Below are 20325 nucleotides of genomic sequence, written 5' to 3'. Positions count from 1 at the left end.
GTGACGGACCTCGAAGGCCTCGACCTCACTGCCCTGGATCGCCACCTGCGCGAGGTGGGCGTGCCCCGCTCCGGTGATCTGCGCGCCGAGTTGGTGTCCGGCGGCCGGTCGAATCTGACGTTCCTGGTGGCCGACGATGCCTCGACGTGGGTGCTGCGCCGGCCCCCGCTGCACGGGCTCACGCCGTCGGCCCACGACATGGCCCGCGAGTACCGCGTGGTGGCCGCACTGAAAGACACTGCGGTGCCGGTGGCCCGGGCAGTGACGATGCGCAACGACGACTCTGTGCTCGGTGCGCCCTTCCAGATGGTGGAGTTCGTCCCCGGCCGGGTGGTGCGCTACACCCATCAACTCGAGGCTCTCGGCGACAAGGCGGCCATCGAGCAGTCCGTCGATGCGCTGATCGCCGTGCTCGCCGATCTGCATGCGGTCGAACCCGAGGCGGTCGGTCTCGGTGACTTCGGCAAGCCCACCGGTTATCTCGAGCGTCAGGTGCGGCGCTGGGGATCGCAGTGGGATCTGGTGAAGCAGCCCGACGACGCATGCGATGCGGACGTCAGGAAGCTGCACGCTCGCCTGGCGGAATCGGTGCCGGCCGAGAGCCGGGCCGCGATCGTGCACGGCGACTACCGCATCGACAACACGATTCTGGACTCCGAGGACGCCACGAAGGTCGTCGCCGTCCTCGACTGGGAGATGTCCACACTGGGCGATCCGCTCAGTGACGCCGCACTGATGTGCGTCTACCGGCATCCGACGTTCCACTTCGTGCATGCCGACGCGGCGTGGGCGTCGGAGTTGGTACCCGATCCGGACGCGCTCGCCGAGAAGTACTCGCGGGCCGCCGGTGTCGAGCTGCACGACTGGGACTTCTACATGGCGCTGGCCTATTTCAAGCTCGCGATCATCGGCGCCGGCATCGCATATCGAGCCCGAGAGGCCGGCGTGACCGACGAGGGCGACCGCGTCGAGGAAGCCGTCGCACCGTTGATCGCCGCGGGGTTGAGCTCCCTCTCGTAGATTCACGAGGTTTCTTCCGCGGTAGCGGTGGGTAGAGTGACGCGTGCCCTCAGGTGAGATGAAGCGTGACGTCGGTGCTGAACTCGACATCGAGATCAGTGCGCCGACAACATTGGAATTCCAGATTGCAGTTGCGCCGCAGCCGGGCGCCGAGGTGACCGAATCCTTGTCATTCGTGTTGGACGGCAAGGAGATTCCGCTGGAGAAGATCAACGAGATCTCCGGCGATCACGGTAACCGCATCCACAAGTTCGATGTCGAGAAGGGCAACCTGAAGGTCAGCTACACCGCATCCGTGCGCGGGCTGGCCGATCCGACGCCGGTCACCGAACTCGACTTGACCACCTACCTGCGGCCCAGTAGGTACGCCGAGGCGGACAAGTTCTTCGGCTTCGCCGCGACCGAATTCGGTGACTACACCGACTCCGTGGCGCTGCTGGAGAAGGTGTCGTCGTGGGTCGGGTCGCGATTGCAGTACGTGCCCGGGTCCAGCGATCCGATCGACGGCGCGGCAGACACTCTGCTCGCCGGATCCGGGGTGTGCCGCGATTATGCGCACCTCGTCATCGCTCTGCTGCGCGCGGTCAACGTCCCGGCCCGCCTGGTGTCTGTGTACGCGCCGGGCTGCCAGCCGATGGATTTCCACGCCGTGGCCGAGGCGTTCGTCGACGGGCAGTGGCGGGTGGTCGACGCGACCCTCCTGGCGCCGCGACAGTCGTTGGTGCGCATCGCGACGGGGCGCGACGCAGCCGACACTGCATGGCTGGACAACCACAAGGGCTTGATCAACGTGAACAACATGGTCGTCACCGCAACCGTCGACGGTGACCTACCGAGGGATTCCGTCGATCAGGTGGTGTCGATTCAGTGAGGCCGGCCTACAACCCGGCTTTGAGATTCTTCTTCGCCGCCCGGCGCAGCTGGAAGATGCGCACCGCCCCGACGGCCACGGTGAGTAGGCCGCCGGCGACCGCCGCGGCGAGGATCGCGACACCCAGCGGCAGGCTCCAGCTCCAGCCGAGGAAAGCGAATTCGGCCGACTCGGTGTTCTGAGCGATGAAGATCAGCAGCACGATGAGAATCAGGAAGCCCAGTGTCAGCGCCGACCACAGCGCCGCGGCGCGGGTCCGGTGCACCGCGGATTCAGGCGGCGGAGGGGTGCCTTTCGCCGGTGTCGTCGGCACGTCGTACGTGGGCGGCGGCTCGGCCGACGAGAACGGTTCGCTGGACATGGCACCATTCTTGCCCTTTCGCGCTTCGAATGAAACATGCGCAGATGTCGCGTTAGGGTCACGACAGCTTCCGCGATCTGGAGAGGACGTTCCAGCGTGATCCGTTTCCGATGCCAGTCTCGACAATCCCGATGGTCGCCGCTGCGCGTCCTTCTGGCCGTGGTCCTCGCTTTCGCCGTCGCGGCGTGTGGCAGTTCCAATCCGCTCGGTGGTGGGGAGGTCTCGGGCGATCTGAAGTCGATCAAGGTCGGCTCGGCGGACTTCACCGAGTCCAAGATCATCGCCGAGATCTACGCGCAGGCGCTGGAGGCCAACGGTTTCACCGTCTCGCGGCAGTTCGGGATCGGCAGCCGTGAGACCTACATCCCGGCCGTGCAGGATCATTCGATCGACCTGATCCCCGAGTACACCGGCAACCTGCTGCAGTACTTCGACGAGAAGAGCCCGGCCACCACGTCGGATGCCGTGCTGCTCGCGTTGTTCAAGGCGCTGCCCGGCGACCTGTCGATCCTGGTTCCCTCACCCGCCGAGGACAAGGACACCCTGGCGGTGTCCGAAGCCACGGCGCAGCAATGGAACCTGAAGTCGATCGCGGATCTCGCACCTCGCTCGCCTGAGGTGAAGGTCGGCGGCCCGTCGGAATTCCAGACGCGACAGACCGGGCTGGTGGGGCTGAAGGACAAGTACGGTCTGGACATCACGCCGGCCAACTTCGTGGCGATCAGCGACGGCGGCGGCCCCGCGACAGTGCAGGCGCTCACCGGCGGCACAGTCACCGCGGCGAACATCTTCTCCACCTCCCCGGCGATCGAGCAGAGCAAGCTGGTGGTGCTCGAGGACCCGAAGAACGTGTTCCTGGCGGCCAATGTGGTGCCGCTGGTCGCCTCGCAGAAGATGTCGTCCGATCTGAAGACAGTGCTCGATGCCGTCAGCGCCAAACTGACGACCGAGGCGCTGATCCAGTTGAACACCGCTGTCGAGGGCAACCAGGGCGTCGATCCAGACGAGGCTGCGGGAAAGTGGATCGCCGACAACGGCTTCGACAAACCCGTCGGGAAGTAGGCGCGATGATCACCTTCACCAATGTCAGCAAGAAGTATCCGGACGGCACCGTCGCTGTCGACGACCTGACGCTCGAGGTCCCCGAGGGCACGCTGACGGTGTTCGTCGGGCCGTCGGGCTGTGGCAAGACGACGTCCATGCGGATGATCAATCGGATGATCGAACCGACGTCGGGCACCCTGACGGTCAACGGCGACGACGTCACGAAAGTCGACGCCGTGAAGCTCCGTCTGGGCATCGGATACGTGATCCAGAGCGCGGGTCTGATGCCGCATCTGCGAGTGATCGACAATGTGGCCACCGTCCCGGTGCTGCGCGGCGAATCCCGGCGCAACGCAAGGAAATCCGCGCTGGGCGTGCTGGAGCGGGTCGGCCTGGACCCGGCCCTGGCCAACCGTTACCCCGCGCAACTCTCCGGCGGTCAGCAGCAGCGCGTCGGGGTGGCGCGTGCGCTGGCCGCCGATCCGCCGATCCTGTTGATGGACGAGCCGTTCAGCGCGGTCGATCCGGTGGTGCGCGACGACCTGCAGAACGAGATCGTGCGGCTGCAAAAGGAATTGCGCAAGACCATCGTGTTCGTCACCCACGACATCGACGAGGCGATCAAGCTCGGCGACAAGGTCGCGGTGTTCGGCCGGGGCGGGGTGCTGCAGCAGTACGACGAGCCGTCTCGCCTGTTGTCCAATCCCGCCAACGACGCGGTCGCCGGCTTCGTCGGAGCCGACCGCGGCTACCGGGGTCTGCAGTTCTTCCACGCCACAGGCCTCCCGCTGCACGACATCCGGCACGTGGGTGAGCCCGAGATCGACGCGCTGACACTGGCTTCCGGCGACTGGGTGTTGGTCACCCACCCCGACGGCTCCCCATACGCATGGATCGATGCCGAGGGCGTGAACCTGCACCGGGAGGGCCGCTCGCTGTACGACAGCACGATCGCCGGGGGATCGCTGTTCCGTCCCGACGGCACCCTGCGCCTCGCGCTGGATGCCGCGCTGTCCTCGCCGGCCGGTCTCGGCGTCGCCGTCGACGAACACAATCAGGTCGTCGGCGGGGTCCGCGCCGACGACGTGCTCCAGGCATTGGACGCCCAGCGCACCGCTCGGCAGGCGGTTCCGGCGGGGCAGGAGCGCAGCGACTCGGGGAGAGAAGAGTCGAAGTAATGCGTTATCTGTTCACCCATCTCGACGATCTCTGGGCGCTGACGGTGATCCACCTGCGGCTCTCGTTGATTCCCATCGTGCTGGGTCTGGTGATCGCAGTTCCGCTGGGCGCGCTGGTGCAGCGCACGACGGCGCTGCGTCGGCTCACTACGGTGACGGCGAGCATCATCTTCACGATCCCGTCGCTGGCGCTGTTCGTGGTGCTGCCGCTGATCATCCCCACCCGGATTCTCGACGAGGCCAACGTCATCGTCGCGCTCACGCTCTACACCGTGGCGCTGCTGGTCCGGGCCGTGCCGGAGGCGCTCGACGCGGTCTCGCCGGCGGTGCTCGACGCGGCCACCGCGGTCGGCTACAAGCCACTGACCCGAATGCTGAAAGTTGAACTCCCGCTGGCGGTTCCGGTCCTGATCGCCAGCCTGCGCGTGGTCGCCGTGACGAACATCTCGATGGTGTCGGTCGGCTCGGTGATTGGCATCGGCGGCCTCGGGACGTGGTTCACCGAGGGCTATCAGTCGAACAAGAGCGACCAGATCGTGGCCGGCATCATCGCGATCTTCGTCCTCGCGCTCGTCATCGACACGTTGATCATGTTCGCCGGCAAACTACTGACGCCTTGGACGAGGGCGCAGACCGGATCGGCGAAGGCGGCACCGAAGGGGGCGTCGGTGTGAACTTCCTCGAACAGGCACTGTCCTTCATCTTCACCGCGGCCAACTGGTCCGGGCCCTCAGGGCTGGGCATGCGGATCGTCGAGCACCTGCAGTACACCGCGGTGGCCACGTTCTTCTCCGCGCTGATCGCCGTGCCGATCGGGATGTTGATCGGCCACACCGGGCGCGGCACCTTCCTCGTCGTGACCGGAGTCAACGCGCTGCGCGCGCTGCCCACCCTCGGCGTGCTGCTGCTGGGCGTTCTGCTGTGGGGTCTCGGGCTGGTGCCGCCGACGGTGGCGCTGATGCTGCTCGGCATCCCACCGCTGCTGGCCGGCACCTACGCCGGCATCGCGAACGTGGACCGAGCGGTGATCGACGCCGCGCGGTCGATGGGCATGACGGAACGCCGCATCCTGCTGCGTGTCGAGACCCCCATCGCGATGCCGCTGATCCTCGGCGGCCTGCGGACCGCGACGCTGCAGATCGTCGCCACCGCGACCGTCGCGGCCTACGCCAGCCTTGGCGGCCTCGGTCGCTACCTGATCGACGGCATCAAGGTCCGGCAGTTCCACGTCGCCCTGGTGGGGGCCCTGATGGTGACCCTGCTGGCGCTGATCCTCGACGCTGCGATGGCGTTTGCGGTGTGGCTTTCGGTGCCCGGCAGTGGGCGGTTGCGTGGCAGCCGATCGCTGCCCCAGCCCTTCCTCTCCGACGAGGTCGCACTCGAATCTCGGCCCAGTTCGGCAGCCCGCCACGAACGGGTGGGGCCGTCGCCTACGGTAGACCCATGAGTGAAGCCGACCGCTCTGAGACGACGACCTTCCCCGCCGTGCTGACGTGGCGTGCGCCCGACGTGCCGCGGATGGAGTCGGTCCGCGTGCAGCTCTCAGGCAATCGCATCAAGGCCTACGGTCGCGTCGTGGCGGCCGCCACCGCGGCGCATCCCGCATTCAGCGCCTCCTACGATCTCGTCACCGACGAGACCGGGGCCACGAAGCGATTGTCGATGACCGTCACGCTCGCCGAGCGGGAGCGGCAGCTCTCGGTCGCGCGCGACGAGGAGAACATGTGGCTGGTCCAGGAGCACTCGGGCCAGACCAGCCGGTCGTCCTACGAAGGCGCGCTCGACGTCGACGTCATTTTCAGCCCGTTCTTCAACGCCCTGCCCATCCGCCGCGCCGGAGTGATGCCAGGCAGCGGGGAGTCGGTCACCGTTCCGGTGGTCTACCTTCGGGTTCCTGACCTGTCGGTGGACGTCGAGCACATCAGCTACGCGGCCACGCCCGACGGCATCAAGCTGAATTCGCCCGTCGCCGACACCACCGTCACCGCGGACGCGAACGGCTTCATCCTCGACTATCCCGGCTTGGCAGAACGGATCTGATCACCCCGCCGGCACGGCCGGCGGCGGCCAGCTCGTCCCGCCAGCCCGGCGCGCCGATCGTCGTGCCGACGATGTCGGGCCGGCTGACGCTGTCGTAGCGCACCCGGGCGCCGTGCCCCGCGGTGACCAGTTCGGCCACCGAGCCGTGCTCGGCCAGCTGCTCGCGGGCTCGGGTCAGCAGCCCCAGCGTTTCGTCCAGCACCGGCAGCAGCTCCGCGGCGTTGGCTTCGCACATCGCACGCACCAGCTCAGGAGACGTCGCCGCCACCCGCGTGCCGTCCCGGAAAGAGCCTGCCGCCAGCGCGAACGCCAGCGGAACATGCCCGGCCGTCGCTGCGAGCGCTTCGGCGAGCAGGTGGGGCAGGTGCGAGATCGTGGCCGCGGCCCTGTCGTGCTCGTCGGACCGCGCGGGGACGACGAACGCGCGGCAGTCCAGAGCCAGCGTCATGACCTCGGTCCAGACCCGCGGATCGACATGGTCGTCGACGCTGAGGACCCACGGCGCGCCCATGAACAGATCCGCCGTCCCGGCAGTCCAGCCCGAGTGGGCGGTACCCGTCATCGGATGGCCACCGACGAACCGGTCGAGCAACCCGGCCTTGCGTACCTCGTCGAGAACTGCGCCCTTGACGCTGGTGACATCGGTCAGCGGGCACTGCGGCGCGGCGGCACGCACGTGGGCCAGCATCGTCGGCAGGGCGGGCATGGGGACGGCGAGCACGACCACCGCACCGAGATCGGCGGCACGGGTGAGGGCCTCGTCGAGGTGGGTGGTGGCGTCGTATCCGTCGAAGCGGGCGGCCTCGACCCCGTCGACCGATCGGTTGTATCCGAACACGGGACGTCCGGCCGCCCGGGCCGCGCGCATCAGCGAGCCCCCGATCAAGCCGAGGCCCAGCACGCAGACGGGTGTCTTCTCCACCTGTCCAGGTTGGCATAGCGCATGGTCAAGGCCATGACAGGGGACTACGGTTAGCTCTCATGGGAGCGCAGCGTGCACAGGCTCAGCAGCGTTCGGTCGACGAACCGGACGGCTTCGGCGTGGCGGTGGTGCGTGAAGACGGGAAGTGGAGGTGCACCGCGTTGCGCGCGGCCGCACTGACCAGTCTGTCGGTCGCCGAGACGGAGCTCCGCGAATTACGAAGCGCAGGAGCAGTTTTCGGGATTCTCGACATCGACGACGAATTCTTCGTGATCGTCCGCCCGGCGCCGTCGGGCACTCGTCTTCTGCTGTCCGACGCCACAGCGGCGCTGGACTACGACATCGCGGCCGAGGTGTTGGAGAAGCTCGACGCCGACTTCGACGACGAGGAACTCGAGAGGGCCGACCCGTTCGAAGAAGGCGATCTGGCCGTGCTGTCCGACATCGGCCTGCCCGAGGCCGTCCTGGGCGTGATCCTCGACGAGAGTGACGACCTCTACGCCGACGAACAGGTGGGTCGAATCGCGCGGGAGATGGGTTTCGCCGACGAGCTGGCCGCTGTGCTGGACAAATTGGGCCGGTGACCGACGAGCAGCTGATTCGGGCTGCCCTGGACGCCGCCGCGGCGGCGGGTCCGCGTGACGTGCCCATCGGAGCGGTCGTCGTGGCTGCCGACGGTACCGAGCTCGCCCGCGCGGCGAATGCGCGCGAAGAGCTGGGCGATCCGACCGCGCACGCGGAGATCCTCGCGCTGCGGGCCGCGGCCACGGTGCACGGTGACGGGTGGCGGCTCGCGGGTGCGACGCTGGCGGTGACGGTCGAGCCGTGCACGATGTGCGCGGGCGCGCTGGTGATGGCGCGGGTCGCGCGGGTGGTGTTCGGCGCGTGGGAGCCCAAGACCGGGGCGGTCGGCTCGCTGTGGGATGTGGTGCGCGATCGCCGGCTGACGCACCGGCCGCAGGTGACGGGCGGGGTGCTCGCCGACCTGTGCGCGGCGCCGCTGGAAGAGTTCTTCGCCGGTCAGCGCTGACGAGCCGGTTTGGGTCGCAGGCCGCCCATCGGTAAGCTGCCACACGGTGGCGTGTCCGAGCGGCCTAAGGAGCACGCCTCGAAAGCGTGTGACGGGTAACCCCCGTCCGAGGGTTCAAATCCCTCCGCCACCGCCAAAGCCCCGGCCGTCGGCCGGGGTTTTTCGTCGCATCACCAGAGTGACGTCGTGAGCTCACGCCCATAGCTTTTCGACATTGCTGACGCCGCGACCGAGCGCCCTCGCGCTGATTGCCTTGATCGCGCGCCGCTCGACGACATCGAAGCTGGCTCCCACGTGGTTGTGAAGCGCGGTCCTGCCGGCTTCCAGCTGGTCGTCGAGCAGCAGGTCGACGATCTCGAGGTGTTCGGCGATGGTCGCCGTCACCCGCTCCTCGGTGATGAAGTCGTACATCCGGATCAGCCTGATGCGCCGATTCACGTTCGCGAGCGCGTCGACCATGGCCATGTTGCCCGAGGCCATCGCCAGCTCCAGGTGGAACGACTCGTCGAGCAGCACCATGTCCGCTTCAGCCGGTGGTGGTGAGGCCTCGAACTGCTTCCACGTAGTGCGCAGCATCACGAGCTTGTTCTTGTCATAGGAGAACTCGTCGTTCTGCAGGATTCTGGTGATGCCCCGCAATTCAATGGTGATGCGCAGCTCGTAGAGGTCGCGAACGCCAACGATGTCGAGTGCGACGGGGTAGTAGCCGTCGTGGCGTCGCTCAAGCATGCCGTCGGCGTGCAGTCGCACGAGCGCTTCGCGAAGTGGGGTGCGGCTCACGTTGAGCACGTCGCATAGCTGCGATTCCACCAGCCTGGTCCGGTCATCGATCTCGCCGGTCATCAGCTTCTTGCCCAGGTCCACGTAGACCCGGTCTCGCAGGGATTCCGGTTCGTTGACGGTGAGGCTCACGTTGCGATTATCCCGCTACCGCCCGTTCCGGCGGAGACGCCGACGCCGACCCCAACTGGCCGAGCGCGGTGATGACCGCCTCACTGGACGCATGCGCACCGAACACACCGCCTTGCATGGTGATCATGTTGAGCGCCGCCAGGTGATTGGCGTAGTCGGTGGCCCCGGTGGCGTCCGACACGACCAGGCATTCGTATCCCCGATCGTTGGCGTCGCGCATCGTGGTGTGCACGCACACGTCGGTGGTGATTCCGGTGAACACGATGTGCGTGATGCCGTTGCTCTTCAGGATCAACTCCAAGTCGGTCGCGTAAAAGCTGCCCTTCCCCGGCTTGTCGATGACCGGCTCACCAGGAAGCGGGGCCATCTCTGGGACGATCTCCCAGCCTGGCTCGCCGACGGTCAGAATGCGCCCGCACGGCCCGAGCGAGCCGATTTCGGCGCCGATCTGTGCCGATCGCCATCTTTTGTTCGCGGGCAGGTCCGACAGGTCGGGACGGTGCCCCTCTCGTGTGTGGATGACGAAGAGGCCGGCCCGGCGGGCCGCGGCCAACACCTCCTGCGCGGGTCCGAGCGGCGTACGGGTCAGCGACAGGTCGTAACCCATGGCATCGACGTAACCTCCCTCTCCGCAGAAGTCGACCTGCCAGTCGATGTTGATCAGCGCAGTGTTTCGGCCGGGAATGGCGCCGTCGTAGGGCCAGGTGTACGGGTTGGCGGGGATGGTCACCGATCTCATGCGTTCTCTCCTGTGAGGGCGGGCTCAGTCACGGGTGCGGTCTGGGGTGACGGTTGCCCGGGCAGGAAGGCGAACGCGGTGAACGCCAGGCCTCCGGCGACCATCGCGACCACGGCGTCCGAGAGCTGCGGAGCGAAGAAGTGGGTCAACAGCGCGACGGCCGCGCCGATTGCCCACGCGGCGAACGGTTTCCAATACACGCCGCGGCGTGCCGCGCTGCGTCGAGAAGCGAAGATCAGCTGATCGAGGATGATGATGATGCCGATGGGCGGTACCAGCACGCCGAGGATGTTCAGCCACGTCGCAAAGTAGGACCAGATACCCGCGACTGCCGCTGCAATGCCAACGACTCCGAGCACAATTGTCAACTGGCGCATCGTCTTCCCGGTGATGTGGCCGAAGCCCACGGCCCCGTTGTACAGGCAGTGCGCACACACGCTGCCGAGGTTGACGAAGACGAACAGGATGCCGAGCGGAATGAGAACGCCGCCCTTGCCGACGAGGACGTGGAGGAAGTCGCCGCCCGTCGTGCCCGCCTCTGCAGAAGCACCGAACGCGACGATGAGCGCACCGACGAGCTGGGCGATCAGGTAGGCGACGGGGAAAGCGGCGAATGCGGCGAGCGCACCCTCCGTGCCGTTGCGAGCCCATCGGGTGAAATCGGCAGTCATCGTGCCGGAATCGGCAAAACACGCAATGGTCATCGTGACGGCGACACCGAAGCTGAATGCCGCGGCGCCCGCGCCGCCGTGATAGGAAAACGCTGTGCCGAGCCCGGTTCCGGCAGCCGCGATGATGACCGCCACCACCCCGAGCGGGACGAACAACGCCGACGCGACGACCCCGATCCACGAGATCGCCCGGATACCGACGAATGTCAACGCGACGAACAGCACGCCGGCCAACAGAGTGATCCACGGCGCGCTCCATCCCATCGACACGTTGAGCGTCGAACCGACCATGCCGGTCTGGAAGGCGAACCAGCCGATCACCAGCGTCGACAGGAAGCTCGACACGACGCGAAACCCGTTGCTACCAAAGGTGTCAACCGCGGTCAGTGCAAAGTTCTTGCCGGACTTGCCGGCCAGATAACTCAGCGTGCCGACGTAGCCCATGAGGACGAGATCCCCGATCAGGATCGCGACCAACCCGACGGTGAAGCCCAGGTTGTAGACGATGATCCCGGAGAAGACCGCTGAGGTCATGATCATCGGGAACCCGACCCAGACCGCAGAGACCGAAAAGAGGGACTTGCGGGCGGAGTCGGGTACGGGTTCGTGTTCGTATTCTTCGCCGAGGCCGGATTGGACATGGCTGTCGGTTGTCGTGGAATTCGCCACTGCACAGCTCTTTCGCTCGGTAGGTCCGGATACGAAGCTGTATCCATTGCTGTATACAGTGCGGTATACGTGTTACCGGTCTGTTGACCTGCGTGAAGTTCCGATGACCATCTCCTCACGCTGAGGGTGCTCCTGCGCGCCACCGACGTCTCCCACCCGCGCCGCTCCGCCGACGTCTCGAGCCTGCGACTCGAAGCGAGGGTTTTGCTGTAGCGGCGCCGCCGTTGGTGTTACTCTGCCGAAAATAAGCGGGCTCATCGGGGAACCTGCTTGTTTAGGGGGGCGTCATGGTTCATTCCGCATCTATCGGTCGGGTCGGGGCATTAGCTGTCGCACTCGGGATCGGGTTGGCCGTGGCCAGCTCCCCGGCAGTCGCGTTGGCTGACGGCACGGGGGAGAGCTCGTCAACGGTCGACAACGGCCCGGACCGCAGCGCGCCGTCTAGGAAAGCGCGAACCGCCGATGCATCCGACGACACCCCTTCGGTCGAGCGCCCGACCGAAATGCAGGGCGAACCGGCAGATGAACCGGCTACGCAACCCCGCAAGACCAGAAAGACCAAGCGCACCGACGACGAGCCTTTGGTGTCGAAGCGCCACGCCCGACTGAGCGAGCGGACAGAAGGTGTGGCACCGACGTCGCGGGTCCGGGTCGAACCCGATCGGACGTCCGTTGAGCCGGCTGTGCAATCTCCGGCCGAGCCGCCGCCGGAACCGAAGCCGACGAGTATCAGCGTTCCCGAGCCTGCCGCGGTGAAGGCACCGGTCACATCGACGGAGACGGCTGCACCCACGCGGATTCCGGTGGTCCGCACGGTTCTCGGCACGGTCAGTGACTTCCTCGCCTCCGACTTCGGCCACGGGACGCAGCCCGGCACTCCACTTCTGTGGGGCCTCATGGCCTGGGTGCGCCGCCAAATGCACGACGAGGATTCGGTGAGCGCGACCGCGCTGGCAGCAGCGAACAGTTCTCCGGTCGCCACCGGTGACGTGTACGCCGGCCTCGAAGACAAGACCGTCAAAGGCAATGTGCTGGACAACGACACCGATGCCGACGGCAACGCGCTCACCGCCAGCGTGGTCGTCGCCCCGCTGCACGGCGTGGTGACGTTGAGCTCGAACGGCTCGTTCGTCTACACCCCGACGACGAACTACCACGGCGCCGACACGTTCAGCTACTCCGCCTTCGACGGCGCTGCCGCGAGCAATGTCGCGATCGTCACGCTGACAGTCGCTGCCGTGGACGACATCGTCTTCAAGTTCACCTACGGCAGCGGCTCGCAGTACTGGACGCCGCAGGCCAAGGCGGCGCTGGAGGCCGCGGCCAGCCGCGTGTCGGAGTACATCGCCACGTCGAGTCCGGTCACCCTCACCTATGACGTATCCGGTGAAATCAATTCGTCGGCAACGTATCTTGCGAGAGGCGGCTCGAATTTCGGTGTGCCGAGCCGACCTGCCTTCTCGAACGCCATGATCAAGAAGGTCACGTCGCGCTTCCACACCGACGCGAATCGTTCGGCTGCGGACGGCACACTGCTGTGGAACTTCGCGTACACGTATTCCTACGACGATTCGCCGGCGTTGAACGAAAATGACTTCCAGTCGGCGGCCATGCATGAGCTGCTGCACAGTCTCGGCTACCAGAGCATGCTGGACACCCTGCAGACGAGCCGGAAATCGTGGCTCACGTACGACAAGTTCATCACCGATGCGAACGGTGTGCGGGTGATCAGCAGTCGAGGCCGATTCAACAGTGCCTACGCCACCAATGTCACCGGGGGCAACGGCGGCTTGTACTTCGGTGGCGCCAACGCGGTAGCCGTGTACGGCGGACCGGTTCCGCTGCAGGCATACTCGGTGTCGCACCTGCGGTCGTCGACCTTCCCGTACAACACCGCGAGCCGCAAGCTGATGGGTCCCACCCTGTCCACCGGCGTCATCCTCCGAACGATCAGCCCCGTCGAGCAGGCCATCCTCCGCGATCTCGGCTACACGGTGGTGTCGCCGGCGGCGTCGGTGTTCACGACCGCCATCGCCACGAGCCTGTAATCGGCTACGTCAGAATCAGAACGACGGCCTCGCCGTCGTGGTCACCGGTGGTGACCGTGTCGGTGTTGTAGGCGTTGTCGAGCGCGACGTGACCTGCCGAGGTGGCTTGTCCGCTCGCGACGAGCTTGGTGGCCAGCGCCTCGCGGGCGATGTTCGACGAGACGTAGAGATGGGCGGGGCGGCCGTTGTAGGTACCCCACTCCTCCTGGCTGAACGCCCCGCTCCACACGTAGCCACCGGGCGTCGCCACCGGCGCAGGGCCGAAGATCCGGCCATGGTTGTTGGTCTCGAGGAAGAAATTGTCCGAATAGCCCAGTAGAAGGCCGCTCGGCTGCTGACGATAGGTCTTGCCGTCGATCATGCCGCGGAACCCGCCGCTGTGGATGGACTGCGGGGGAAAGCCCGATGCGCGCATGGCCTTGTTCAGCCGGATCTTGGCTTGAAATGCGTTGGTGGACCTGGAGTCCACGATGACGACGTTGACCGGCTCGAGCAAGGTCCTGCCGTCGTCGAGTTGGCCGCCGTAGTCGGAGATCTTGCCTGTGGGCGTGATCATCCACTTGCCGATGTCGCCGTACTGCGTGGTTGCCCGGTCATTCGGCGCAGGTGCCACGGGCTCGGACGCGGTCGTGGCCGTGGCGCTCTCAGCGGTGGCAGTGGTGGTGGCGCGCTCGGCGCGACGATCTGCGGCGGCCTCGAGTTCCCGCTGAACGACCTCGAGCACCTGGAGCCTGGGCCGAGTGGCAGTCGGGGAAGTCGTCGACTGCTCCTCGCCGTCGCTCGTGGCTCGTGCTCGGAACAGCGATCGAGGCCGGGTCGCCGGCCCGTCTGCCGTGCTGGGGCCGCGCGAGGTCGTCTTCGACTCAACCGTCTTCGACGGCCTCGACTCGGTGGCAGAAACGCCACGAGTGTTGCCGGCGGATTCGTCAGCGTGTGCGACGGCCGTGCCGCTGGCGACGGCGGCGCCGACCCCGAGCATGAAGGCGAGCAGCCCGACACGTCCGATGCAGGACCCGGACGGTTCTGCTTCACTCTGTGAAAGAAGTTGCTGCTGTGCGAAATACCCAGCACTGTGCCGGCCCATGGCCATACCTTCCGTCCCCCCTCGGCGGCACGCAGAATGGGCGGGCCGTCGACCAAGCATGACTCTATCGGCTGATCTTGACATCCAGGGCAAAGACGGCGGAGGTAGCTATCGGTGGCACGCAAAAGGCCCGCCACCAGAGGTAGCGGGCCTTCTGAGTCGGGCGCTTACTTCTTGAAAGCGTCCTTCACGTTTTCCACGGCGTCTTTGACGCTCGCCTTGGCCTGGTCGAGCTTGCCCTCGTTCTCGGTGCTCTTGTCGCCTGTCACCTTGCCCAGGCCTTCTTTGGCCTTCCCGCCGAGGTCGTCGATCTTGTTGCTGGCCTTGTCGTCGGCGCCCATCTGCGCGGTCCCTTCGCTCGTGTGTCCAGCCCGAGGGTCGGGCCGTTGGGAGTGGGGTACCTGAACGGTCCGCATTTGAAACACACCGTCACGGGTCGACTCCGACGGTCAGGTCACACGCCGGCGGGCACCTCCGCCGGGACGGGCTCGACCGTCACCTTGATCGCCTCGCCGTTCTTGACAATCTTGAAGGCCTCGAGGACGTCGTCGAGCGGGATGTGACGGGTGATGAGGTCCTTGACCGGCACCTGCCCGGTCGAGATGTACTCCAACGCCCGCTTGTTGTGCTCGGGGGCGGAGCCGTTGGCGCCGTGGATGTGCAGCTGCCGGTAGTGCACCAGGTTGGAGTCGCAGGTGATCGTCGGGTTCGTCTTCGGCAGACCGCCGAAGAACGAGATCCGCCCGTTGCGCGCTGCCATCGAAATGGCTTGTTCTTGAGCCACATTGGCTGCCGTCGCGGTGATCACCACGTCGGCGCCGCGGCCGCCGGTGAGTTCCATGACGCGCTCGACCACGTCGACCTCGGCGCCGTTGATGATCTCGTCGGGGGCGACGGCATCAGCGGACATCTGCAGGCGCGCGGCGTTCACGTCGACCAGGTACACGGGCCCGCAGTTGTGCACGCCACGCGCTATGCGGATGTGCATGCAGCCGATGGGGCCCGCGCCGAACACCACGACGGTGTCACCCCCTTCGATGCCGAGCAGCTCCTGGGCGTTGATCGCGCACGCGAACGGCTCGGCTGCCGACGCCTCGTCGAAGCCGACGTTGTCCGGAATACGGTTCAGCCCATCGACTTTGAGCACCTGGCGCGGCACGATCATGTACTCGGCAAAGCCGCCGTCGTACTGGTAGCCCATCGACGTCTGGTTCTGGCACACCGCCATCCAGCCCTTGCGGCACTCGTAGCATTCGCCGCACGGCACCGCCGCGATGACCTGGACGCGATCGCCCACTGCCCAGTTGCTGCCGAAGGTCGCGTTGACCTGGTCGCCCACCTCGACGATCTCGCCGGCGATCTCGTGTCCGATCGTGCGCGGCGGCGTCAGGTTCTGGTGGCCGTTGTAGAAGATCTTGACGTCGGTTCCGCACGTCGAGCAGTTGCGGACACGCAACTTCACCTCATCGGGCGCGCAGTCCGGTTCCGGAACGTCTTCGAGCCGGACGTCTTCGGGGGCGTAGAAGCGCAGTGCCTTCATCGTGGGTGTCCTCTCGGTTGTGCCGACACGCTCGTGCTCGGACGGTGTGCTCTACAGCACTCTATCCGGCATACGGGCATAAAACCACCGTAAATCTTGACCGAATATGCCCGAGTCCTTGCGGAGATGCCCGTTTGTGCGGTCTACTTGACGATGTGACCGGCGTCACCGGCGAGAATCGGAGGAGCTCCATGTCAACAGCAACCCAGGACACACCACCCCGTGCCGGGGCGCGGGTGCGCGTCCAGAAATTCGGCACCGCACTGTCCAACATGGTCATGCCCAATATCGGGGCGTTCATCGCGTGGGGTCTGATCACCGCGCTGTTCATCGAGCAGGGCTGGCTTCAGGGCATCTTCTCCGCTCTGAAGAACCCGGACGGATGGGTCGCCCACATCGGCGGATGGGGCTCCTACGACGGCGGCGGCATCGTCGGCCCGATGATCACCTACCTGCTGCCGATCCTGATCGGCTACACCGGCGGCCGGATGGTGCACGGCAACCGCGGCGCGGTCGTCGGCGCGATCGCGACGATCGGCGTGGTGACAGGTGCCGACGTGCCGATGTTCATGGGCGCCATGCTGATGGGTCCCCTCGGTGGCTGGTGCATGAAGAAGTTGGACGCCCTGTGGGAGGGCAAGGTCCGTCCTGGCTTCGAGATGCTGGTCGACAACTTCTCCGCAGGCATCCTCGGCATGCTGCTGGCGATCGTGGGCTTCTTCGGTGTCGGCCCGATCGTCTCGGCGTTCACCCGCGGCGCCGGCAACGCCGTGGACTTCCTCGTCTCCAACGACCTGCTGCCCCTGACCTCCTTGCTGATCGAGCCGGCGAAGGTGCTGTTCCTCAACAACGCCATCAACCACGGCGTGCTCACCCCGCTGGGCACCACGCAGGCCCTGGAAACCGGCAAGTCGATCCTGTTCCTGTTGGAGACAAACCCCGGCCCCGGGCTCGGTGTGCTGCTGGCGTTCATGTTCTTCGGCCGCGGAGCGGCGCGGGCCTCCGCGCCGGGCGCCGCGATCATCCAGTTCTTCGGCGGCATCCACGAGATCTACTTCCCCTATGTCCTGATGAAGCCCAAGCTGCTTGCCGCCACCATCCTCGGCGGTATGACAGGCGTGTTCATCAACGTGCTGTTCGGCTCCGGGCTGCGCGCTCCCGCCGCGCCGGGATCGATCATCGCGATCTACGCGCAGACGCCGGGCAACAGCTTCCTCGGGGTGACGCTGGCCGTGCTGGGCGCCACCGCGGTGTCGTTCGCGGTCGCCGCGTTCCTGCTGAAGACGGACAAGGACATCGACGAGCCCGACCTGGCGGCTGCGACCGCCAGCATGGAGTCCATGAAGGGCAAGAAGTCCAGTGTCGCTTCGGCTCTCGTGGGCGGGGTCGCGACTGGTCCTGGTTCGGGGATGGGGCCCATCCACTCCATCGTGTTCGCCTGCGATGCCGGTATGGGCTCGTCGGCCATGGGTGCGTCGGTGTTGCGCAGAAAGATCCAGAGTGCTGGTTTCGGTGACGTGAAGGTGTCGAACTCGGCGATCTCCAACCTGACTGACACCTACGACCTCGTCGTGTCCCACCGCGACCTGACCGACCGCGCCCGCCAGCGCACGCCGTCGGCGCTGCACGTCTCTGTCGACGACTTCATGGGCAGCCCCCGCTACGACGAGATCGTCGGCACGCTCGCCGAGACCAACGGCGCAGCGGGCACCGACGCGACACCGGTACCCGACGAGCCCGCGCCGGCCACCGACGGCGACGTGCTGTCCGTGGACTCCATCGTGCTCGCTGGCACCGCGCGCAGCGCTGCCGACGCCATCGACGAAGCAGGCCGATTGCTGGTCGCCGCAGGCGCAGTCGAGCAGGCCTACGTCACCGCCATGCACGACCGGGAGAGTTCGATCTCGACCTACATGGGCAACGGTCTGGCGATCCCGCACGGCACCAACGAGGCGAAAGACGCGATCCGGCGCACCGGCTTGTCGTTCGTGCGCTACCCCGAGCCGATCGACTGGAACGGCAAGCCGGCCGAGTTCGTGGTCGGGATCGCCGGGGCCGGAAAGGATCACATGGCGCTGCTGACGAAGATCGCACAGGTGTTCCTCAAGGCCGACGACGTCGCCCGGCTGCGGCAGGCCACGACGGCCCAGGAGATCAAGACGATCCTCACCGCAGCCGACTAGCGTGACGTCGGTGGATTCCGACACCCGCCAGAGCAGGATCGTCGAGTTCGCCCGCACCCGTGGGCGAGTCGAGGTGGCATCGCTCGCGACAGAGCTCGACGTCGCGAGCGAGACCATCCGCCGTGATCTGAAGGTGCTCGCCGGCCGCCGGCTGCTCAAGCGGGTGCACGGCGGCGCGGTGCCACTGGAGACGGCGTCCTTCGAGTCGGGTGTCGAGTACCGCAGCCAGGTCGATCTCGCGCAGAAGCATCGCATCGCGATCGCGGCCACCGAGCTGCTGCACGGCGCCGAAACCGTCTATCTGGACGAGGGATTCACGCCCCGGCTGATCGCCGAACGGTTGGCCGAGGAGGAGCTGACTGTCGTCACGTCGTCACTGCTGGCGGCCGAGGCACTGGCACACAGCCGCACCGTCACCGTGCTGCTCCTCGGCGGCCGCATGCGGGGGAGGACCCTGGCCACCGTCGATCACTGGGCCGTCGACATGCTCTCCGGGCTGGTGATCGACGTGGCCTTCCTCGGCACCAACGGAATTTCCCTCGAGCACGGGCTGACGACGCCCGATCCGGCGGTGGCCGCGGTCAAGAGCACCGCGGTACAGGTGGCGCGGCGACCCATCCTGGTGGCCGCGCACTCGAAATTCGGCGAGAGCAGCTTCTGTCGCTTCGCGAAGGTGTCCGACTTCGAATCGATCGTCAGTGGAGCCGAACTCGACACGTCGCTCGCCCGAAGGTACGAGGCCCTCGGCCCCGTCGTGGTCCGCGCCTAGTCACTCGCCGTCGTCGACGCGCTTCATCATTCGTCGTTGTCCACGACGGTGTAGAACGAGTCACCGTCTTCCGGGGTGCCGTCGATCTGGCCGAGCGTGCGGCGATCGGTCTGCACCTCGGGATCGGGCGGCGGCAGCACGTCGGGCTCTTCGGCGGCGAGCCGCTCGTCGAGGCTCTCGTCCTCCTCGGCGTCGATCCACTCATCCGGCGGATCGACGACGATGTCGCCGTCGTCGTTGCGCACCTCGTCGGAGTCCAGGGACTCACTCGGCCCGAGGGTGTTGTCGGGCCCTGAATCGTCGTAATCGCCGTTGGTATCCATGTCGTCAGCCATAGAACATCACGGAGTAATCGGCGGTCCACGCGCCCCCGGAACACTTGAGCGGCACGCCGTCGGGCGACTGCGCCACGCCGGTCGCAGCCCCGCACGGTGAGCGCAGCAGGCGCACGCCTTCCAGCGGCGGGAACGACACCCACATGCGCTTGGACCCGCACGCCAGCGTGTTGCCGCTGGCATCCAGGCCGAAGTTGTAGCGGGTGGCCTGGTTACATTCGCCCCCGGCATGCACGCCGCGATCCACGTACGGGACGCATGAGGCGTCGTCGCAGGCGCCGGGCGACGCCGTGGCGGTTCCTACCCCGACGCCCAGGATCGGAGCGACGAGCAGACCACCGGCAAGAGCGAGCAGACCTTTCATGCCCTGCAGCCTAAGTGGTCGGCTCGTCCTCCCGAGCGGGCTTTGCCGGCATTGGCCCCAATTCAGTCTTGTCGGGGCGTCAGGGGCAGCTGACCTCGATCTCGAACGGCTTGGTGACCGGTTGCATCGGGTTGGCCATGTCAATGCCGGTGGCGTTGCCCGAGATCTTGTAGGTCTTGTCGTCCTTCTCGACCTTGGCCTCACCCTGGCCCGCAGCACTGGCGTAGCCCAGCGTCACGCCGTTCACGTTGCCCAGTGCGACCGAGACCACCGACGGACTGTCACCCGTGGTGACCACCGCACCGACACCGCCGGTCGGGTTACCGATCGCGATGTTGGTGTTGCCGCCCGCGTCGGTGCAGAGCACGTTGCCCTGGATCTCCTGGTCCTTGCCGTCGATGGTGACGGTGGACTTCCCTTCGGCCGCCGCGGCGGACGAGGTCTCTCCTGATGTCTCGGACTTCTTCTCGGAGGAACAGCCTGACAGGCCGGCGATGAGGATCGCTGCGCCGCCGACGGCGACCAGGAATTCACGCTTCATCACG

General features: G+C 66.5%; 23 protein-coding genes and 1 tRNA gene. 13 read left to right on the top strand and 11 right to left on the bottom strand.

Translation table 11 applies throughout. The annotated features are described in order from the left end of the window. Window positions 1-1020: a phosphotransferase family protein gene (locus tag ACZYYX_RS01360; RefSeq protein ID WP_463812606.1), complete on the top strand. Its 1020-nt coding sequence runs from the start codon at window positions 1-3 to the stop codon at window positions 1018-1020. A 58-nt stretch (window positions 1021-1078) separates the two neighbouring features. Continuing rightward, window positions 1079-1891, top strand: a complete 813-nt coding sequence (locus tag ACZYYX_RS01355; RefSeq protein WP_463814754.1) for a transglutaminase-like domain-containing protein — start codon at window positions 1079-1081, stop codon at window positions 1889-1891. Window positions 1892-1898: 7 nt separating this feature from the next. On the opposite strand, the gene ACZYYX_RS01350 is transcribed toward ACZYYX_RS01355, so the two are convergent. Then, window positions 1899-2252: a LapA family protein gene (locus ACZYYX_RS01350; RefSeq protein ID WP_463812605.1), complete on the bottom strand. Its 354-nt coding sequence runs from the start codon at window positions 2250-2252 to the stop codon at window positions 1899-1901. A 96-nt stretch (window positions 2253-2348) separates the two neighbouring features. Here ACZYYX_RS01350 and ACZYYX_RS01345 point away from each other — a divergent pair, with 96 nt between their 5' ends. From ACZYYX_RS01345 to ACZYYX_RS01325, 5 genes are read left to right on the top strand one after another with little or no spacing between them, the layout of a single operon-like run. Next, complete coding sequence (locus ACZYYX_RS01345; protein WP_463812604.1) at window positions 2349-3314, top strand: ABC transporter substrate-binding protein; 966 nt, start codon at window positions 2349-2351, stop codon at window positions 3312-3314. Window positions 3315-3319: 5 nt separating this feature from the next. Continuing rightward, complete coding sequence (locus ACZYYX_RS01340) at window positions 3320-4474, top strand: ABC transporter ATP-binding protein (RefSeq protein WP_463812603.1); 1155 nt, start codon at window positions 3320-3322, stop codon at window positions 4472-4474. Further along, the gene (locus ACZYYX_RS01335; protein ID WP_463812602.1) at window positions 4474-5148 is read left to right on the top strand and encodes an ABC transporter permease; all 675 of its coding nucleotides are present in this window, start codon (window positions 4474-4476) and stop codon (window positions 5146-5148) included. Before ACZYYX_RS01340 ends, ACZYYX_RS01335 begins: the two co-directional genes overlap by 1 nt. Next, the gene (locus ACZYYX_RS01330) at window positions 5145-5921 is read left to right on the top strand and encodes an ABC transporter permease (protein ID WP_463812601.1); all 777 of its coding nucleotides are present in this window, start codon (window positions 5145-5147) and stop codon (window positions 5919-5921) included. The genes ACZYYX_RS01335 and ACZYYX_RS01330 overlap by 4 nt, the downstream gene beginning before the upstream one ends. Beyond that, a complete protein-coding gene (locus tag ACZYYX_RS01325; protein ID WP_463812600.1) occupies window positions 5918-6514 on the top strand; it encodes a putative glycolipid-binding domain-containing protein in 597 nt (198 codons plus the stop codon). The genes ACZYYX_RS01330 and ACZYYX_RS01325 overlap by 4 nt, the downstream gene beginning before the upstream one ends. On the opposite strand, the gene ACZYYX_RS01320 is transcribed toward ACZYYX_RS01325, so the two are convergent. Next, on the bottom strand, window positions 6477-7436 hold the full coding sequence (locus ACZYYX_RS01320) for a prephenate dehydrogenase (RefSeq protein WP_463812599.1): 960 nt from the start codon (window positions 7434-7436) through the stop codon (window positions 6477-6479). The genes ACZYYX_RS01325 and ACZYYX_RS01320 overlap by 38 nt on opposite strands. A gap of 59 nt (window positions 7437-7495) precedes the next feature. Here ACZYYX_RS01320 and ACZYYX_RS01315 point away from each other — a divergent pair, with 59 nt between their 5' ends. From ACZYYX_RS01315 to ACZYYX_RS01305, 3 genes are all read left to right on the top strand, one after another. Next, window positions 7496-8020, top strand: a complete 525-nt coding sequence (locus ACZYYX_RS01315; protein ID WP_463812598.1) for a tRNA adenosine deaminase-associated protein — start codon at window positions 7496-7498, stop codon at window positions 8018-8020. Next, window positions 8017-8466 carry a nucleoside deaminase gene (locus ACZYYX_RS01310; RefSeq protein WP_463812597.1) on the top strand — a complete coding sequence of 150 codons (450 nt, stop codon included), beginning with the start codon at window positions 8017-8019 and terminating at the stop codon, window positions 8464-8466. Before ACZYYX_RS01315 ends, ACZYYX_RS01310 begins: the two co-directional genes overlap by 4 nt. Window positions 8467-8511: 45 nt before the next feature. Beyond that, a tRNA-Ser gene (locus ACZYYX_RS01305) sits at window positions 8512-8602 on the top strand. Window positions 8603-8658: 56 nt separating this feature from the next. Here the strand turns inward: ACZYYX_RS01305 and ACZYYX_RS01300 are convergent. The 3 genes from ACZYYX_RS01300 to ACZYYX_RS01290 are packed head-to-tail and all read right to left on the bottom strand — an operon-like array spanning window position 8659 to window position 11457. Further along, window positions 8659-9378 (bottom strand): GntR family transcriptional regulator, encoded by a 720-nt coding sequence (locus ACZYYX_RS01300; RefSeq protein ID WP_463812596.1) that lies wholly within the window; start codon window positions 9376-9378, stop codon window positions 8659-8661. A gap of 7 nt (window positions 9379-9385) precedes the next feature. After that, window positions 9386-10117 (bottom strand): biuret amidohydrolase, encoded by a 732-nt coding sequence (gene biuH, locus ACZYYX_RS01295; RefSeq protein ID WP_463812595.1) that lies wholly within the window; start codon window positions 10115-10117, stop codon window positions 9386-9388. Continuing rightward, the gene (locus tag ACZYYX_RS01290; RefSeq protein WP_463812594.1) at window positions 10114-11457 is read right to left on the bottom strand and encodes a cytosine permease; all 1344 of its coding nucleotides are present in this window, start codon (window positions 11455-11457) and stop codon (window positions 10114-10116) included. Before ACZYYX_RS01290 ends, biuH begins: the two co-directional genes overlap by 4 nt. A 287-nt stretch (window positions 11458-11744) precedes the next feature. On the opposite strand from ACZYYX_RS01290, the gene ACZYYX_RS01285 reads away from it, so the two are divergent. Beyond that, the gene (locus tag ACZYYX_RS01285; RefSeq protein ID WP_463812593.1) at window positions 11745-13505 is read left to right on the top strand and encodes an Ig-like domain-containing protein; all 1761 of its coding nucleotides are present in this window, start codon (window positions 11745-11747) and stop codon (window positions 13503-13505) included. 4 nt (window positions 13506-13509) lie between these two features. Here the strand turns inward: ACZYYX_RS01285 and ACZYYX_RS01280 are convergent, their stop codons facing one another. From ACZYYX_RS01280 to ACZYYX_RS01270, 3 genes are all read right to left on the bottom strand, one after another. Continuing rightward, complete coding sequence (locus tag ACZYYX_RS01280; protein WP_463812592.1) at window positions 13510-14229, bottom strand: hypothetical protein; 720 nt, start codon at window positions 14227-14229, stop codon at window positions 13510-13512. Between the two features lie 527 nt (window positions 14230-14756). After that, a complete protein-coding gene (locus ACZYYX_RS01275) occupies window positions 14757-14930 on the bottom strand; it encodes a CsbD family protein (RefSeq protein WP_463812591.1) in 174 nt (57 codons plus the stop codon). A 113-nt stretch (window positions 14931-15043) separates the two neighbouring features. Continuing rightward, complete coding sequence (locus ACZYYX_RS01270; RefSeq protein ID WP_463812590.1) at window positions 15044-16129, bottom strand: zinc-dependent dehydrogenase; 1086 nt, start codon at window positions 16127-16129, stop codon at window positions 15044-15046. Window positions 16130-16320: 191 nt separating this feature from the next. Here ACZYYX_RS01270 and ACZYYX_RS01265 point away from each other — a divergent pair, with 191 nt between their 5' ends. Together ACZYYX_RS01265 and ACZYYX_RS01260 are read left to right on the top strand one after the other, a co-directional pair. Continuing rightward, the gene (locus ACZYYX_RS01265) at window positions 16321-18312 is read left to right on the top strand and encodes a PTS mannitol transporter subunit IICBA (RefSeq protein ID WP_463812589.1); all 1992 of its coding nucleotides are present in this window, start codon (window positions 16321-16323) and stop codon (window positions 18310-18312) included. A 10-nt stretch (window positions 18313-18322) separates the two neighbouring features. Beyond that, window positions 18323-19081, top strand: coding sequence for a DeoR/GlpR family DNA-binding transcription regulator (locus ACZYYX_RS01260; protein ID WP_463812588.1), 759 nt, complete (start codon window positions 18323-18325; stop codon window positions 19079-19081). A gap of 26 nt (window positions 19082-19107) precedes the next feature. Here ACZYYX_RS01260 and ACZYYX_RS01255 read toward each other — a convergent pair whose 3' ends face one another. From ACZYYX_RS01255 to ACZYYX_RS01245, 3 genes are all read right to left on the bottom strand, one after another. After that, window positions 19108-19416 carry a hypothetical protein gene (locus ACZYYX_RS01255; RefSeq protein WP_463812587.1) on the bottom strand — a complete coding sequence of 103 codons (309 nt, stop codon included), beginning with the start codon at window positions 19414-19416 and terminating at the stop codon, window positions 19108-19110. Beyond that, window positions 19409-19780: a hypothetical protein gene (locus ACZYYX_RS01250; protein WP_463812586.1), complete on the bottom strand. Its 372-nt coding sequence runs from the start codon at window positions 19778-19780 to the stop codon at window positions 19409-19411. Before ACZYYX_RS01250 ends, ACZYYX_RS01255 begins: the two co-directional genes overlap by 8 nt. A 79-nt stretch (window positions 19781-19859) precedes the next feature. Then, window positions 19860-20321, bottom strand: coding sequence for a lipoprotein LpqH (locus ACZYYX_RS01245; protein WP_463812585.1), 462 nt, complete (start codon window positions 20319-20321; stop codon window positions 19860-19862). Window positions 20322-20325 lie beyond the last annotated feature (4 nt).

This window comes from Mycobacterium sp. IDUB_1, assembly GCF_055419625.1.
Note: the sequence above shows the minus strand (reverse complement) of the source record. Positions and strands in the feature narration are given on the sequence as shown.